At 51.4% G+C, this 15,689-nt stretch carries 14 protein-coding genes; 9 read left to right on the forward strand and 5 right to left on the reverse strand.

The features are described 5' to 3' along the window. The first annotated feature begins 8 nt into the window (after positions 1-8). The 5 genes from ACJHX4_RS13985 to ompG are packed head-to-tail and all read left to right on the forward strand — an operon-like array spanning position 9 to position 6,030. A complete protein-coding gene (locus ACJHX4_RS13985) occupies positions 9-1,064 on the forward strand; it encodes a Gfo/Idh/MocA family protein (protein ID WP_000833571.1) in 1,056 nt (351 codons plus the stop codon). Then, positions 1,061-3,328, forward strand: a complete 2,268-nt coding sequence (ycjT, locus tag ACJHX4_RS13990) for a kojibiose phosphorylase (protein WP_000198022.1) — start codon at positions 1,061-1,063, stop codon at positions 3,326-3,328. Before ACJHX4_RS13985 ends, ycjT begins: the two co-directional genes overlap by 4 nt. Beyond that, positions 3,325-3,984 carry a beta-phosphoglucomutase gene (gene pgmB, locus ACJHX4_RS13995; protein ID WP_000775770.1) on the forward strand — a complete coding sequence of 220 codons (660 nt, stop codon included), beginning with the start codon at positions 3,325-3,327 and terminating at the stop codon, positions 3,982-3,984. The genes ycjT and pgmB overlap by 4 nt, the downstream gene beginning before the upstream one ends. A gap of 13 nt (positions 3,985-3,997) precedes the next feature. Beyond that, the gene (locus ACJHX4_RS14000) at positions 3,998-5,080 is read left to right on the forward strand and encodes an ABC transporter ATP-binding protein (protein WP_001531646.1); all 1,083 of its coding nucleotides are present in this window, start codon (positions 3,998-4,000) and stop codon (positions 5,078-5,080) included. Positions 5,081-5,124: 44 nt separating this feature from the next. Beyond that, a complete protein-coding gene (gene ompG, locus ACJHX4_RS14005; RefSeq protein WP_001531647.1) occupies positions 5,125-6,030 on the forward strand; it encodes a monomeric porin OmpG in 906 nt (301 codons plus the stop codon). A gap of 50 nt (positions 6,031-6,080) precedes the next feature. Here the strand turns inward: ompG and ACJHX4_RS14010 are convergent, their stop codons facing one another. Then, positions 6,081-7,079 (reverse strand): LacI family DNA-binding transcriptional regulator, encoded by a 999-nt coding sequence (locus tag ACJHX4_RS14010; protein WP_000075392.1) that lies wholly within the window; start codon positions 7,077-7,079, stop codon positions 6,081-6,083. A gap of 155 nt (positions 7,080-7,234) precedes the next feature. Between ACJHX4_RS14010 and ACJHX4_RS14015 the strand changes: the two genes are divergently transcribed. From ACJHX4_RS14015 to tyrR, 3 genes are all read left to right on the forward strand, one after another. Then, positions 7,235-8,632, forward strand: a complete 1,398-nt coding sequence (locus ACJHX4_RS14015) for a YcjX family protein (RefSeq protein WP_001296040.1) — start codon at positions 7,235-7,237, stop codon at positions 8,630-8,632. Further along, entirely contained in the window at positions 8,629-9,690 is a 1,062-nt protein-coding gene (locus ACJHX4_RS14020; RefSeq protein WP_001531648.1) for a YcjF family protein, read from the forward strand. Before ACJHX4_RS14015 ends, ACJHX4_RS14020 begins: the two co-directional genes overlap by 4 nt. A 147-nt stretch (positions 9,691-9,837) precedes the next feature. Next, positions 9,838-11,379: a transcriptional regulator TyrR gene (tyrR, locus tag ACJHX4_RS14025; RefSeq protein WP_001296041.1), complete on the forward strand. Its 1,542-nt coding sequence runs from the start codon at positions 9,838-9,840 to the stop codon at positions 11,377-11,379. A gap of 43 nt (positions 11,380-11,422) precedes the next feature. Here tyrR and tpx read toward each other — a convergent pair whose 3' ends face one another. Further along, entirely contained in the window at positions 11,423-11,929 is a 507-nt protein-coding gene (gene tpx, locus ACJHX4_RS14030) for a thiol peroxidase (protein WP_000084387.1), read from the reverse strand. A 118-nt stretch (positions 11,930-12,047) separates the two neighbouring features. Here tpx and ycjG point away from each other — a divergent pair, with 118 nt between their 5' ends. Next, entirely contained in the window at positions 12,048-13,013 is a 966-nt protein-coding gene (ycjG, locus tag ACJHX4_RS14035) for an L-Ala-D/L-Glu epimerase (RefSeq protein WP_001261210.1), read from the forward strand. Here the strand turns inward: ycjG and mpaA are convergent. The 3 genes from mpaA to ACJHX4_RS14050 form a co-directional block, all read right to left on the reverse strand. Beyond that, complete coding sequence (gene mpaA, locus ACJHX4_RS14040; RefSeq protein ID WP_001296042.1) at positions 12,988-13,716, reverse strand: murein tripeptide amidase MpaA; 729 nt, start codon at positions 13,714-13,716, stop codon at positions 12,988-12,990. The two genes, ycjG and mpaA, sit on opposite strands and share 26 nt — an antisense overlap. Positions 13,717-14,006: 290 nt before the next feature. Next, positions 14,007-14,645, reverse strand: a complete 639-nt coding sequence (locus ACJHX4_RS14045; protein ID WP_000800177.1) for an SDR family oxidoreductase — start codon at positions 14,643-14,645, stop codon at positions 14,007-14,009. Between the two features lie 70 nt (positions 14,646-14,715). Then, positions 14,716-15,636: an alpha/beta hydrolase gene (locus tag ACJHX4_RS14050; RefSeq protein ID WP_001385323.1), complete on the reverse strand. Its 921-nt coding sequence runs from the start codon at positions 15,634-15,636 to the stop codon at positions 14,716-14,718. Positions 15,637-15,689: the final 53 nt, after the last annotated feature.

A 15,689-nucleotide genomic window follows, 5' to 3' on the forward strand; every position in this document is an offset into this window, starting at 1 on the left:
AGGTCTTTGTGAAAAGTGCAATGACAAGCTCTCCGCTGCGTGTCGCGATAATCGGCGCAGGCCAGGTGGCGGATAAGGTTCATGCTTCGTACTACTGCACCCGCAACGATCTGGAACTGGTGGCCGTCTGTGACAGCCGCCTTTCCCAGGCGCAGGCGCTGGCAGAAAAATACGGTAATGCATCCTTGTGGGACGATCCGCAGGCCATGCTGCTGGCGGTGAAACCTGATGTGGTTAGCGTCTGCTCACCGAACCGTTTTCATTACGAACATACCCTGATGGCGCTTGAAGCGGGCTGCCATGTGATGTGCGAAAAACCGCCCGCCATGACGGCAGAACAGGCGCGGGAAATGTGCGATACCGCGCGCAAACAGGGCAAGGTGCTGGCCTACGACTTTCACCATCGTTTTGCGTTCGATACGCAACAGCTGCGTGAACAGGTGACCAACGGCGTTTTGGGAGAGATTTACGTTACCACCGCCCGCGCCCTGCGTCGCAGCGGCGTTCCCGGCTGGGGTGTCTTTACCAATAAAGAACTGCAGGGTGGTGGCCCGCTGATCGACATCGGCATTCATATGCTGGATGCTGCGATGTATGTGCTGGGCTTTCCGGCGGTGAAAAGCGTGAATGCGCATAGCTTTCAAAAGATCGGCACGCAAAAGAGCTGTGGTCAATTTGGCGAGTGGGACCCGGCAACTTACAGCGTTGAAGATTCGCTGTTTGGCACCATTGAATTTCATAACGGCGGCATTCTGTGGCTGGAAACGTCATTTGCACTCAACATCCGCGAACAGTCGATTATGAATGTCAGCTTTTGTGGTGATAAAGCCGGTGCGACGCTGTTTCCGGCACATATCTACACCGATAACAACGGTGAATTAATGACGCTGATGCAACGGGAAATGGCAGACGACAACCGCCATTTGCGCAGCATGGAAGCCTTTATCAATCACGTACAGGGCAAGCCCGTGATGATAGCCGACGCCGAGCAGGGGTACATCATCCAGCAACTGGTGGCGGCGTTGTATCAATCCGCGGAAACAGGGACGCGTGTGGAATTATGACCAGGCCAGTAACGTTATCAGAACCCCATTTCAGCCAGCATACCCTGAACAAGTATGCTTCGCTGATGGCGCAGGGGAACGGCTATCTTGGGCTTCGTGCCAGCCATGAAGAAGATTACACGCGCCAGACCCGTGGGATGTATCTGGCGGGGCTGTATCATCGAGCGGGTAAAGGAGAAATCAACGAACTGGTGAACCTGCCTGATGTCGTGGGGATGGAGATTGCCATAAATGGTGAGATTTTCTCGTTATCCCGCGAAGCATGGCAGCGTGAGCTTAACTTTGCCAGTGGCGAATTACGTCGCAACGTTGTCTGGCGTACCAGCAACGGCACTGGTTACACCATCGCCAGCCGTCGCTTTGTTTCGGCAGACCAACTGCCGCTCATTGCGCTGGAAATCACTATTACTCCACTGGACGCCGACGCGTCAGTGCTGATTTCAACAGGCATTGACGCCACGCAAACCAACCACGGTCGCCAGCATATTGACGAAATCCAGGTGCGGGTGTTTGGTCAGCATCTGATGCAGGGGATCTACACCACCCAGGATGGGCGTAGTGATGTGGCCATCAGCTGTTGCTGTAAGGTGAGCGGTGATGTGCAGCAATGCTATACCGCCAAAGAGCGCCGTTTATTGCAACATACCTGCGCGCAGCTTCACGCAGGTGAGACGCTGACGCTGCAAAAACTGGTGTGGATCGACTGGCGGGACGACAGACAAGCCGCTTTAGACGAATGGGGCAGTGCGTCGCTTCGTCAGCTTGAAATGTGCGCGCAGCAGAGTTACGACCAACTTCTTGCAGCATCAACAGAAAACTGGCGTCAATGGTGGCAGAAACGTCGTATCACGGTAAACGGCCGCGATGCGCACGATCAGCAAGCATTAGATTATGCGCTTTATCACCTGCGCATCATGACGCCTGCCCACGATGAGCGCAGCAGCATTGCGGCGAAAGGTTTAACCGGCGAAGGCTACAAAGGCCACGTTTTCTGGGATACAGAAGTATTTTTGCTACCGTTCCATCTGTTTAGCGATCCGACGGTTGCCCGAAGTTTACTGCGTTATCGCTGGCACAACTTGCCTGGCGCGCAGGAGAAAGCGCGACGCAACGGCTGGCAGGGCGCTCTGTTTCCGTGGGAAAGCGCGCGTAGCGGCGAAGAAGAGACGCCGGAATTTGCCGCCATTAACATTCGTACCGGGCTGCGGCAAAAAGTGGCCTCTGCGCAGGCGGAACACCATCTGGTCGCCGATATCGCCTGGGCGGTGATTCAATACTGGCGGACCACGGGGGATGAAAGTTTCATTGCTCATGAAGGCATGGCGCTACTTCTGGAGACGGCAAAGTTCTGGATTAGCCGCGCGGTGAGGGTTAACGAGCGTCTGGAAATTCATGATGTTATTGGGCCAGACGAATATACCGAACATGTCAATAATAACGCCTTCACCAGCTATATGGCGTATTACAACGTCCAGCAGGCGCTGAATATCGCTCGTCAGTTTGGCTGTAGCGACGACGCGTTTATTCATCGTGCAGAAATGTACCTCAAAGAACTGCGGCTGCCAGAAATTCAGCCCGACGGCGTTTTGCCGCAGGATGATTCGTTTATGGCTAAGCCGGTGATTAATCTGGCGAAATACAAAGCGGCGGCGGGGAAGCAAACCATTCTGCTGGATTATTCACGCGCAGAAGTGAACGAGATGCAGATCCTCAAACAAGCTGATGTGGTGATGCTCAATTACATGCTGCCGGAGCAGTTCTCAGCGGCATCGTGTCTTGCCAATCTGCAATTTTATGAACCGCGCACTATTCACGACTCGTCATTAAGTAAAGCAATCCACGGCATTGTTGCCGCACGCTGTGGCCTGCTGACCCAAAGTTATCAGTTCTGGCGCGAGGGGACTGAAATCGATCTTGGTGCTGATCCGCATAGCTGTGATGACGGTATCCACGCTGCCGCAACTGGCGCTATCTGGCTGGGGGCGATTCAGGGTTTTGCCGGGGTGAGCGTGCGTGACGGTGAATTACATCTCAATCCGGCGTTACCTGAGCAGTGGCAACAGTTGTCTTTCCCTCTGTTCTGGCAGGGCTGCGAATTACAGGTCACTCTCGACGCGCAGCGTATTGCGATTCGAACTTCTGCGCCTGTTTCACTGCGTTTGAACGGTCAGCTTATTTACGTCGCTGAAGAATCTGTTTTCTGTTTGGGGGATTTTATTTTGCCCTTCAATGGGACCGCTACCACGCATCAGGAGGGTGAATGAAACTGCAAGGGGTAATTTTCGATCTGGATGGAGTAATCACCGATACCGCGCATCTGCATTTCCAGGCGTGGCAGCAGATTGCCGCTGAAATTGGCATCAGCATTGATGCGCAGTTTAACGAATTCCTAAAAGGGATCAGCCGCGATGAGTCCCTGCGGCGAATTCTGCAGCACGGGGGTAAAGAGGGCGATTTTAACCCACAGGAACGGGCGCAACTGGCGTATCGCAAAAATCTGCTTTACGTCCACTCACTGCGCGAACTGACGGTTAATGCTGTGCTGCCTGGCATTCACAATTTGCTGGTAGATCTCCGGGCACAGCAGATTCCAGTTGGGCTGGCTTCTGTCTCCCTGAATGCGCCGACGATTTTAGCAGCGCTGGAGCTGCGCGAGTTTTTCACCTTCTGCGCGGACGCTTCCCAACTCAAAAATTCGAAACCGGACCCGGAAATCTTTCTCGCCGCCTGTGCAGGGCTGGGCGTGCCGCCACAGGCATGTATCGGCATTGAAGATGCGCAGGCGGGCATTGACGCCATTAACGCCAGCGGTATGCGCTCGGTGGGGATCGGCGCGGGCTTAACCGGGGCGCAATTATTGTTGCCCTCAACGGACTCCCTGACCTGGCCGCGGTTATCGGCCTTCTGGCAAAACGTATAGCAAAGGAATCAACATGGCACAGCTTTCGTTACAACATATTCAAAAGATCTACGATAACCAGGTGCATGTGGTGAAGGACTTCAGCCTGGAGATTGCCGATAAAGAGTTCATCGTGTTTGTCGGTCCGTCGGGCTGCGGTAAATCGACCACCCTGCGTATGATTGCCGGGCTTGAGGAGATCAGCGGCGGTGAGCTGTTGATCGACGGCAAACGAATGAATGACGTTCCAGCCAAAGCACGCAATATCGCGATGGTGTTCCAGAACTACGCGCTGTATCCGCATATGACGGTCTACGACAACATGGCGTTTGGCCTGAAGATACAAAAAATCGCCAAAGAGATGATTGATGAGCGGGTTAACTGGGCGGCGCAAATCCTCGGCCTGCGTGAGTACCTGAAACGCAAGCCGGGCGCGCTTTCCGGCGGGCAACGTCAGCAAGTGGCGCTTGGGCGGGCGATTGTGCGCGAAGCGGGCGTGTTTTTAATGGATGAGCCGCTCTCTAACCTGGATGCCAAGCTGCGTGTGCAAATGCGCGCAGAGATCAGCAAGCTGCATCAGAAACTGAACACCACCATGATCTACGTGACCCACGATCAGACCGAAGCGATGACCATGGCGACGCGGATTGTCATTATGAAGGATGGGATTGTTCAGCAGGTCGGTGCGCCGAAAACGGTCTATAACCAACCGGCGAATATGTTTGTTGCCGGATTTATTGGGTCACCAGCAATGAATTTTATTCGCGGCACGATCGATGGCGATAAATTCGTTACGGAAACACTTAAATTAACCATTCCCGAAGAGAAATTAGCGGTTCTGAAAACGCAGGAAAGTTTACATAAACCCATTGTGATGGGAATACGCCCGGAGGATATTCATCCGGATGCGCAAGAAGAAAATAACATTTCCGCCAAAATTAGCGTGGCGGAATTAACCGGTGCGGAATTTATGCTCTACACCACGGTTGGGGGGCACGAGTTAGTGGTCCGTGCTGGTGCGTTAAATGATTATCATGCAGGAGAAAATATCACTATTCATTTTGATATGACTAAATGTCATTTCTTTGATGCAGAAACGGAAATAGCAATTTGCTAAATACAGGGGGAAGGCATTCTCCCAGGATAATACAAGGAACAATAATGAAAAAGTTATTACCCTGTACCGCACTGGTGATGTGTGCGGGAATGGCCTGCGCACAGGCCGAGGAAAAGAACAACTGGCACTTTAATATCGGCGCGATGTACGAAATAGAAAACGTCGAGGGTTATATCGAAGATATGGATGGGCTGGCAGAGCCTTCTGTCTATTTTAATGCCGCCAACGGGCCGTGGAGAATTTCTCTGGCCTATTATCAGGAAGGGCCGGTAGATTATAGCGCGGGTAAACGTGGAACGTGGTTTGATCGCCCGGAGCTGGAGGTACATTATCAGTTCCTCGAAAGCGATGATTTCAGTCTCGGTCTGACTGGTGGTTTCCGTAACTATGGTTATCACTACGTTGATGAACCGGGTAAAGACACGGCAAATATGCAGCGCTGGAAAATCGCGCCAGACTGGGATGTGAAACTGACTGACGATTTACGTTTCAACGGTTGGCTGTCGATGTATAAATTTGCCAACGATCTGAATACGACCGGTTATGCTGATACCCGTGTCGAAACGGAAACGGGTCTGCAATATACCTTCAACGAAACGGTTGCCTTGCGAGTGAACTATTATCTCGAGCGTGGTTTCAATATGGATGATAGCCGCAATAACGGTGAGTTTTCCACGCAAGAAATTCGCGCCTATTTGCCGCTGACGCTCGGCAACCACTCGGTGACGCCGTATACGCGCATTGGGCTGGATCGCTGGAGTAACTGGGACTGGCAGGATGATATTGAACGTGAAGGCCATGATTTTAACCGTGTGGGTTTATTTTACGGTTATGATTTCCAGAATGGTCTTTCCGTTTCGCTGGAATACGCGTTTGAGTGGCAGGATCACGACGAAGGCGACAGCGATAAATTCCATTATGCGGGTGTTGGGGTGAATTACTCGTTCTGATAATGTGCTAAATTGCCGGATGCGGGGCGAGCGCCAAATCCGGCATACATTTATTTCAACGACATATGCGTAGCAACGGTAATATTTTGTGGTGACGGTTTTCCGGCAATTAACTGGAATAATAACTCGCAGCTTTGTTGACCTAACTCCTGCGTCGGAACATCGATGCCGCCTGGTGCAGGCGTTAATATAAACGACAGCGTTTCATTACTATAACCCACCACCGCTAACTGCTGCGGAATAGCAATGTTTTTCTCTGCCGCCGCACGATAAATACTCATTAATTTCAGGCTGTCAGTAGCAAACACTGCCTCAGGCAACGGTGACTGGCTTAATAATTCCCGTGCTGCTTTTAATGCTGTCTCATGGGTATAACCGCCGTCAACAATCCATTCATCACGCACTGCAATATTATGCGTAGCCAGACTTTGCTTATAACCATTTACCCGATCCACTGAAACTTGTACATCAAGCGGCGCATGCAGGCAGGCTATATTCTTATGCCCGCTTTCAATTAACGCATTGGTCAGCGCAATACTGTCGCCATAATTATCGGTATCGACGGAATAAACATGGCTGTATTGACCTTCAACTTTACCGATCACCACCACCGGGATCTCGTATTTGTCGAGTTGTGCAAAGAAGGATTCATCGGCAGGCGAACTTAGCATAATAATGCCTTTAATCATTTTCTGCTTAATTTTGCTTTCGCATTTTTGCAGATCTTCTGCCGGATTGTGCGACGTTTGTAATATCACGTCGAAACCTTCTTCTTCTGCTTTGGCGGTGATGGCATGCAAAACTTCAGAGAAAAATGGATTACCCGCCGTAGTTTTGGTCGAACGAGTAGAAATCACCATAATGGCATCAAAACCCGAAGAGGTCAGCGCGCGGGCCAGCTTGTTTGGTTGATACTGTAATTCTTCAATGGCCCGTAACACTTTTTCGCGCGCTTCCGGGGAGATATTGGTTTGCTTATTCAGCACGCGTGATACGGTGGATTTTGATACGCCTGCAACCCTGGCAATATCATAAATAGTAGGGGACATAGGTCAGGAACTCCGTCCGAACGTGAATGCTGCACATCTTATGGAGTTCGCCCGTCGATGACAACACGGGTAGTTGATAATCAATGGCCTGGCCCCCACATTCATATCCTTACGAACGATTTTTTTTCTGGTCTTCAGAGCAGCACAGGACAGCAATGAAGCGACTTAAAAATGAACTCAATGCGCTGGTGAATCGGGGTGTCGACAGACATCTGCGCCTCGCTGTAACCGGACTTAGCCGCAGCGGCAAAACAGCGTTTATCACCGCGATGGTTAATCAGTTGCTCAATATTCATGCCGGAGCACGTTTGCCGCTTTTAAGTGCGGTGCGTGAAGAGCGCCTGCTGGGCGTAAAACGCATTCCCCAGCGTGACTTTGGCATTCCGCGCTTCACCTATGATGAAGGGTTGGCGCAGTTATATGGCGATCCTCCCGCCTGGCCGACGCCTACGCGCGGTGTCAGTGAAATTCGCCTGGCGTTACGTTTTAAATCGAACGATTCGCTGCTGCGCCACTTTAAGGATACCTCCACGCTGTATCTGGAGATTGTGGATTACCCCGGCGAATGGTTGCTCGACCTGCCGATGCTGGCGCAGGACTATTTAAGCTGGTCGCGCCAGATGACGGGCTTACTCAATGGTCAGCGCGGCGAATGGTCGGCGAAATGGCGAATGATGTGCGAAGGGCTGGACCCGCTAGCGCCTGCCGACGAAAACCGGCTGGCAGACATTGCCGCCGCCTGGACCGAGTATCTCCATCACTGCAAACAGCAGGGGTTGCACTTTATTCAGCCTGGGCGCTTTGTCTTGCCGGGAGATATGGCAGGAGCACCCGCGCTGCAATTCTTCCCGTGGCCGGATGTCGATGCCTGGGGCGAGTCCAAACTGGCGCAGGCCGATAAGCACACTAATGCCGGAATGTTGCGCGAGCGGTTTAATTATTACTGCGAGAAAGTGGTGAAGGGGTTCTATAAGAATCATTTTCTGCGCTTTGACCGCCAGATTGTGCTGGTGGATTGCCTGCAACCTCTCAACAGTGGGCCACAGGCATTTAATGATATGCGTCTGGCGCTGACGCAGCTGATGCAAAGTTTCCACTACGGGCAGCGTACCCTGTTCCGGCGTTTGTTTTCGCCGGTTATCGATAAGCTATTGTTTGCTGCCACTAAAGCGGACCATGTGACCATCGATCAGCACGCCAATATGGTTTCATTGCTGCAACAACTGATTCAGGATGCATGGCAAAATGCGGCGTTCGAAGGGATCAGTATGGACTGCCTGGGGCTGGCGTCTGTTCAGGCGACCACCAGCGGAATGATTGATGTTAACGGTGAGAAAATCCCGGCGCTGCGCGGTAATCGACTCAGCGATGGCGCACCGCTCACTGTTTATCCTGGCGAAGTTCCCGCACGTTTGCCAGGTCAGGCGTTCTGGGATAAGCAAGGCTTCCAGTTTGAGGCGTTTCGTCCGCAGGTGATGGATGTCGACAAACCGCTACCGCATATTCGTCTTGATGCTGCGCTGGAATTTTTAATAGGAGATAAATTGCGATGACCGAACCGTTAAAACCACGTATTGATTTCGACGGTCCACTGGAGGCCGATCAGAATCCAAAATTCAGGGCGCAGCAGACCTTTGACGAAAATCAGGCGCAAAATTTTGCCCCGGCCACGCTCGACGAAGCACAGGAAGAAGAGGGGCAAGTTGAAGCGGTGATGGACGCAGCGTTACGTCCGAAACGCAGCCTGTGGCGCAAAATGGTGATGGGCGGGCTGGCTCTGTTTGGCGCAAGCGTTGTCGGGCAGGGCGTGCAGTGGACAATGAACGCCTGGCAAACCCAGGACTGGGTGGCGCTGGGTGGATGTGCCGCTGGGGCATTGATTATCGGCGCTGGCGTAGGTTCTGTGGTAACAGAGTGGCGGCGCTTATGGCGCTTGCGACAGCGCGCCCATGAACGCGATGAAGCGCGCGATTTGTTGCACAGTCACGGCACGGGTAAAGGCCGTGCATTCTGCGAAAAACTGGCGCAGCAGGCGGGCATCGATCAGTCACATCCGGCGCTGCAGCGCTGGTATGCCTCAATCCATGAAACGCAGAACGATCGTGAAGTGGTCAGTTTGTATGCTCACCTGGTCCAGCCAGTTTTAGATGCCCAGGCGCGGCGCGAAATCAGCCGCTCAGCGGCGGAATCAACGTTAATGATTGCCGTTAGCCCACTGGCGCTGGTGGATATGGCGTTTATCGCCTGGCGCAATCTGCGTTTGATTAATCGCATCGCCACGCTGTATGGCATTGAACTGGGATATTACAGCCGTTTGCGCCTGTTTAAGCTGGTATTGCTGAATATCGCTTTCGCCGGAGCCAGCGAACTGGTGCGCGAAGTGGGGATGGACTGGATGTCGCAAGATCTCGCTGCGCGTTTGTCTACCCGGGCAGCTCAGGGGATTGGTGCTGGACTTCTGACGGCACGACTCGGGATTAAAGCTATGGAGCTTTGCCGCCCGCTGCCGTGGATTGACGATGACAAGCCACGCCTCGGGGATTTCCGTCGTCAGCTTATCGGTCAGGTGAAAGAAACTCTGCAAAAAGGCAAAACGCCCAGCGAAAAATAATGCAATATCGGGTGCTGACCGGATATCTTTACGCCGAAGTGCCCGTTTTTCCGTCTTTGTGTCAATGATTGTTGACAGAAACCTTCCTGCTATCCAAATAGTGTCATATCATCATATTAATTGTTCTTTTTTCAGGTGAAGGTTCCCATGCGTCTGGAAGTCTTTTGTGAAGACCGACTCGGTCTGACCCGCGAATTACTCGATCTACTCGTGCTAAGAGGCATTGATTTACGCGGTATTGAGATTGACCCCATTGGGCGAATCTACCTCAATTTTGCTGAACTGGAGTTTGAGAGTTTCAGCAGTCTGATGGCCGAAATACGCCGTATTGCAGGTGTTACCGATGTGCGTACTGTCCCGTGGATGCCTTCCGAACGTGAGCATCTGGCGTTGAGCGCGTTACTGGAGGCGTTGCCTGAACCTGTGCTCTCTGTCGATATGAAAAGCAAAGTGGATATGGCGAACCCGGCGAGCTGTCAGCTTTTTGGGCAAAAATTGGATCGCCTGCGCAACCATACCGCCGCGCAATTGATTAACGGCTTTAATTTTTTACGCTGGCTGGAAAGCGAACCGCAAGATTCGCATAACGAGCATGTCGTTATTAATGGGCAGAATTTCCTGATGGAGATTACGCCTGTTTATCTTCAGGATGAAAATGATCAACACGTCCTGACCGGTGCGGTGGTGATGCTGCGATCAACGATTCGTATGGGCCGTCAGTTGCAAAATGTCGCCGCCCAGGATGTCAGCGCCTTCAGTCAAATTGTCGCTGTCAGCCCGAAAATGAAGCATGTTGTCGAACAGGCGCAGAAACTGGCGATGCTAAGCGCGCCACTGCTGATTACGGGTGATACCGGCACCGGAAAAGATCTCTTTGCCTACGCCTGTCATCAGGCAAGCCCCAGAGCGAGCAAACCTTACCTGGCGCTGAACTGTGCGTCTATACCGGAAGATGCGGTCGAGAGTGAACTGTTTGGTCATGCTCCGGAAGGGAAGAAAGGGTTCTTTGAGCAGGCGAACGGTGGTTCGGTGCTGTTGGATGAAATAGGTGAGATGTCACCACGGATGCAGGCGAAATTACTGCGTTTCCTTAATGATGGCACCTTCCGTCGGGTTGGCGAAGACCATGAGGTGCATGTCGATGTGCGGGTGATTTGCGCTACGCAGAAGAATCTGGTCGAACTGGTGCAAAAAGGCGTGTTCCGTGAAGATCTCTATTATCGTCTGAACGTGTTGACGCTCAATCTGCCGCCGCTACGTGACTGTCCGCAGGACATCATGCCGTTAACCGAGCTGTTCGTCGCCCGCTTTGCCGACGAGCAGGGCGTGCCGCGTCCGAAACTGGCCGCTGATCTGAATACTGTACTTACGCGTTATGCGTGGCCGGGAAATGTGCGGCAGTTAAAGAACGCTATCTATCGTGCACTGACACAACTGGACGGTTATGAGCTGCGTCCACAGGATATTTTGTTGCCGGATTATGACGCCGCAACGGTAGCCGTGGGCGAAGATGCGATGGAAGGTTCGCTGGACGAAATCACCAGCCGTTTTGAACGCTCGGTATTAACCCAGCTTTATCGCAATTATCCCAGCACGCGCAAACTGGCAAAACGTCTCGGCGTTTCACATACCGCGATTGCCAATAAGTTGCGGGAATATGGTCTGAGTCAGAAGAAGAACGAAGAGTAAGCGTGAATATGCCTGATGGTGCAATACCATCAGGCATATTAACTTATGCTTTCAGTACAGCCAGAGCTGCTTCGTAATCCGGCTCGGTGGTGATTTCATCCACCAGCTGGCTGAAAATCACATTGTCATTTTCATCAATAACCACAACGGCACGCGCTGCCAGACCTTTCAGTGGGCCATCAGCAATTGCCACACCGTAGGCTTGCAGGAATTCAGCGTTACGGAAAGTGGAGAGGGTGATAACGTTGTTCAGACCTTCTGCGCCGCAGAAACGAGACTGGGCGAACGGCAGATCGGCAGAGATACACAGCACAACGGTGTTGTCGATCTCGGTTGCCAGTTGGTTAAACTTACGTACTGATGCGGCGCAAACACCGGTATCAATACTCGGGAAAATGTTCAGCACTTTGCGTTTACCCGCAAACTGACCGAGGGTGACGTCAGACAGATCTTTTGCCACGAGAGTAAAAGTCTGCGCTTTGCTACCCGCCTGCGGGATGGAATTGGCGACTGTAACCGGGTTGCCCTGGAAATGAACGGTTTGTGACATGATTATCTTTCCTGTTTACATATAGTTAACGTCACACCTAGTTTATGCTAACTGTCAATAACACAGCAAACGCTATTTGCGCTTAATCCGTAGACCACCGCGACAACAAGGAGTAAAGATGAGAACCGTTAAGGTATTTGAGGAGGCCTGGCCCTTACATACCCCGTTTGTGATTGCTCGGGGAAGTCGCAGTGAAGCGCGCGTGGTGGTGGTTGAACTGGAAGAAGAGGGTATCAAAGGCACCGGTGAATGCACGCCGTATCCGCGTTATGGGGAAAGCGATGCCTCGGTAATGGCGCAAATTATGAGCGTCGTGCCGCAACTAGAGAAAGGGCTGACACGGGAGGAGTTGCAAAAAATCCTCCCTGCCGGCGCAGCACGTAATGCGCTGGATTGTGCATTGTGGGATCTGGCGGCGCGAAAACAGCAGCAATCGCTGGCTGATTTGATCGGCATAACGCTTCCCGAGACAGTCACCACGGCACAGACGATAGTCATCGGTACGCCTGATCAGATGGCCAATAGTGCATCAACACTCTGGCAGGCAGGCGCGAAATTACTGAAAGTGAAGCTGGATAACCATCTTATCAGTGAGCGGATGGTGGCAATTCGCACAGCTGTGCCCGATGCGACGCTGATCGTTGATGCAAATGAATCCTGGCGTGCAGAAGGGTTGGCGGCGCGTTGCCAGCTATTGGCGGATTTAGGCGTTGCGATGCTTGAACAACCGCTTCCTGCGCAGGACGATGCGGCGCTGGAGAATTTTATTCATCCGTTACCGATTTGTGCTGATGAAAGTTGTCATACTCGTAGCAATCTGAAGGCGCTGAAAGGGCGCTATGAGATGGTTAACATTAAGCTTGATAAAACCGGTGGTCTGACGGAAGCGCTGGCGCTGGCGACTGAAGCGCGTGCACAAGGTTTTCGTCTGATGCTGGGCTGCATGTTGTGTACCTCTCGTGCCATTAGCGCCGCTTTACCGCTGGTGCCGCAGGTCAGTTTCGCCGATCTTGACGGACCGACCTGGCTGGCGGTAGATGTGGAACCGGCGCTTCAGTTCACGACGGGCGAATTGCATCTTTAGGATGCCAGCGCAGCAAGTTTGCCATCGCAAAGAGATATTTTTCGCTGGCTTCGTCGGAGGAGATGGGTGGAAACTCTGCGGTGATGCAATGCAAGTTGAGATCTGCACACCAACTGCCGAAAGAGCCAGGCGTTTCATAACCGACGCTGGTTACCAGAGGCAATTCAAACGCCTGGGCCAGCCATTCACCTAATTCGCTGTGTCTGGGATCTTCAATACAGGCCAGCGGATCGTGGAATGAGACCACCCAGGCAGGTTGAATGCGGTGTATAAGCTGGCACAGCGCCTGGGTTTCAGGTTCGGAGCCAGGTTTGTCACCTGTCAGTAATACAACATCACGTTCTTCAGCGGCGCTGTTCCAGCGATAAACTGTTTCACCTTCCTTCCAGTTCGCTGCCGGAAAGTTTCGGTTTAAATCCACACCATTAGCATTGGCCCGTAACCCTAACTGGCAGCCGTCAGGATTCACACACAGCACCACATGATGGCGGCGCAAAGAAGGTGTCAAAGTCCGCAGAGCACAGGAGAGCGTGACGATCGAAGAGTTTTCATCACCGTGAGTGCCAGCCAGAATCAAACCACTTTCGTGACTGGCTGCAGGGGCCGGAAACCAGATTAACGGCGCGCCCAATAATGAACGTCCGTAATGTTCTGTTCCGGGCGGAAATGCGCCGCGTTCGGCGCGTGGGCGAGTTACGGTCATGATCGTCTCTGGTTCAGGAAGTATTACAGGCAGTGTTGTGCAAATTTTGCGGATTATCAAATCCTTTTCTTCAACGCTATGTCATCGATCTTGTATCACTTTTTTGCCGGAAGTTGTTTGCATTTTCATTGATGTGCAGATATTAGAATTGTCGTAATGTTATATACATGGCGTATTTTATTCTTACTGGTTCTACACATGTTAATCGCATCTGATTGATCAGTTCACCTTAATAAGTTTAATAAATCGTACTGCACATAGTACAGTACGATGGTAGCTATATAATTGATTTACATGAAGAAGGGCTTATCACCATCAGTCCCGGGTTGATTGATGCCTATATTCTCACCAATGTGTTTCTCAGGTTTATCGATGATATCTGTGATTAATGCTGCGACACTCTTACGTGATACGATCGTACCTTTGAATGGTTCATTGCGTGAGGTAAGCTCATAATCAATAATATCTTCATCAGTCAGCCAGGCAGGGCGAAGAATTGTATATTCCAGTCCAGAAGCCTCAATTGCATCCGCAGCCCTGCGGAATGGTTTTAGGGGTTCACCAATAACTGCATTATTCCATTCGCCAAATTTTCCTGGAACTTCATCATAAATACCGAGGGAAAGAACAAAGATCAGACGTTTAACATCACAGGCTTTCATCGCAGCGATCACTGAATTTGCCTGAATATCTAAATCTTCCCCCGTAAGGTTGGCATACACAACATCCTGTCCCTGCATGGCCTGCTTCAGTGCTGCATGATTCAGTACATCCCCCATAATAATCTTGCTATTAGTTGGATAGGGTTTGTGGATTTTTGCTGGCTGACGGGCAAATAAAGTTTGTTTAATGGTTTGTTTATCTGCCAGTTGATTAATCACATGGCGGGCTATCTGACCGCCAGCACCAAGAATCAGTACATTTTTCATGAAACTTTTCCCAGATTATTGGCAGCAATATGCCAGGCCATATCACTATTACGGATTTGAATATGTTTCATTACAGAGTTTCCTCAAAGAACGGAGCTAATACTGAAATTACTTCAGCCACATAGACTTTGCCATCATAAAGATCCATATGGTTTGCGCCTTCAACAATGTGATAGCGTTTATCCTGGCTTGATGCTCGATCGTACAGGTCGTCACTCATCCATTTGCTCCCAGCCAGGCTGCCCGCCACAATCTGTATCGGCTGAGTCAGGTACACTTCCGCCATATGGTAAGCATCATAGGTAATAATCTGGTTAAGGCTGCGCAAAGTAGCGTAACCCGGTGCTGTTGGATACTGCGCGCGAGGGGTGTGGTAATATTCCCAGGCCTGACGCAGTTCTTCGTTCGGCGCATCGGACTCCTTCATTGGTGCCAGTGGCATAGTGGCGTATTCTCCGCTGCTAATATCGCTGGTTCGGGCGTTTGAACCCGCGTCAACGTATGGTAGGGCATCAATAGATTTCACATTGTTTTCCCAACCATTACGGAACATCGAACCAATATTGACCGCACTAACAGTACCGATGGCCTTGATGCGGCGATCCTGAATTGCAGCATTGGCTGTATATCCTGCACCGGCACAAATTCCCATCGCACCAATTCGGGTATTGTCGACATAAGAAAGCGTTGTCAGGTAATCAATCACGGCACTGACGTCTTCAGTACGAATGTATGGGTTTTCTAACTGACGCGGCTCGCCGCCGCTTTCACCTTGATAAGATGCGTCATAAGCAATAGTGACAAATCCTTTTTCCGCCAGTTTTTCGGCATAGGTTCCGGCCGTTTGCTCTTTAACGCCCCCACCTGGGTGAGATACCACAATTGCCGGATACTGACGGGTTTCATCAAATTTTGGAGGGAAATAGATCACTGCAGACAAAGAGATGGTTGGATTATTGCTGTTAGTGAAGCTGACTTTATTATTCATCATTCCGTTCCTCATGGAGTTGTCGGTTCGTTTTAACGGTTGGTGATATCACTATA

The organism is Escherichia sp. WS2035 (assembly GCF_046487065.1).
Classification (GTDB): domain Bacteria; phylum Pseudomonadota; class Gammaproteobacteria; order Enterobacterales; family Enterobacteriaceae; genus Escherichia; species Escherichia coli.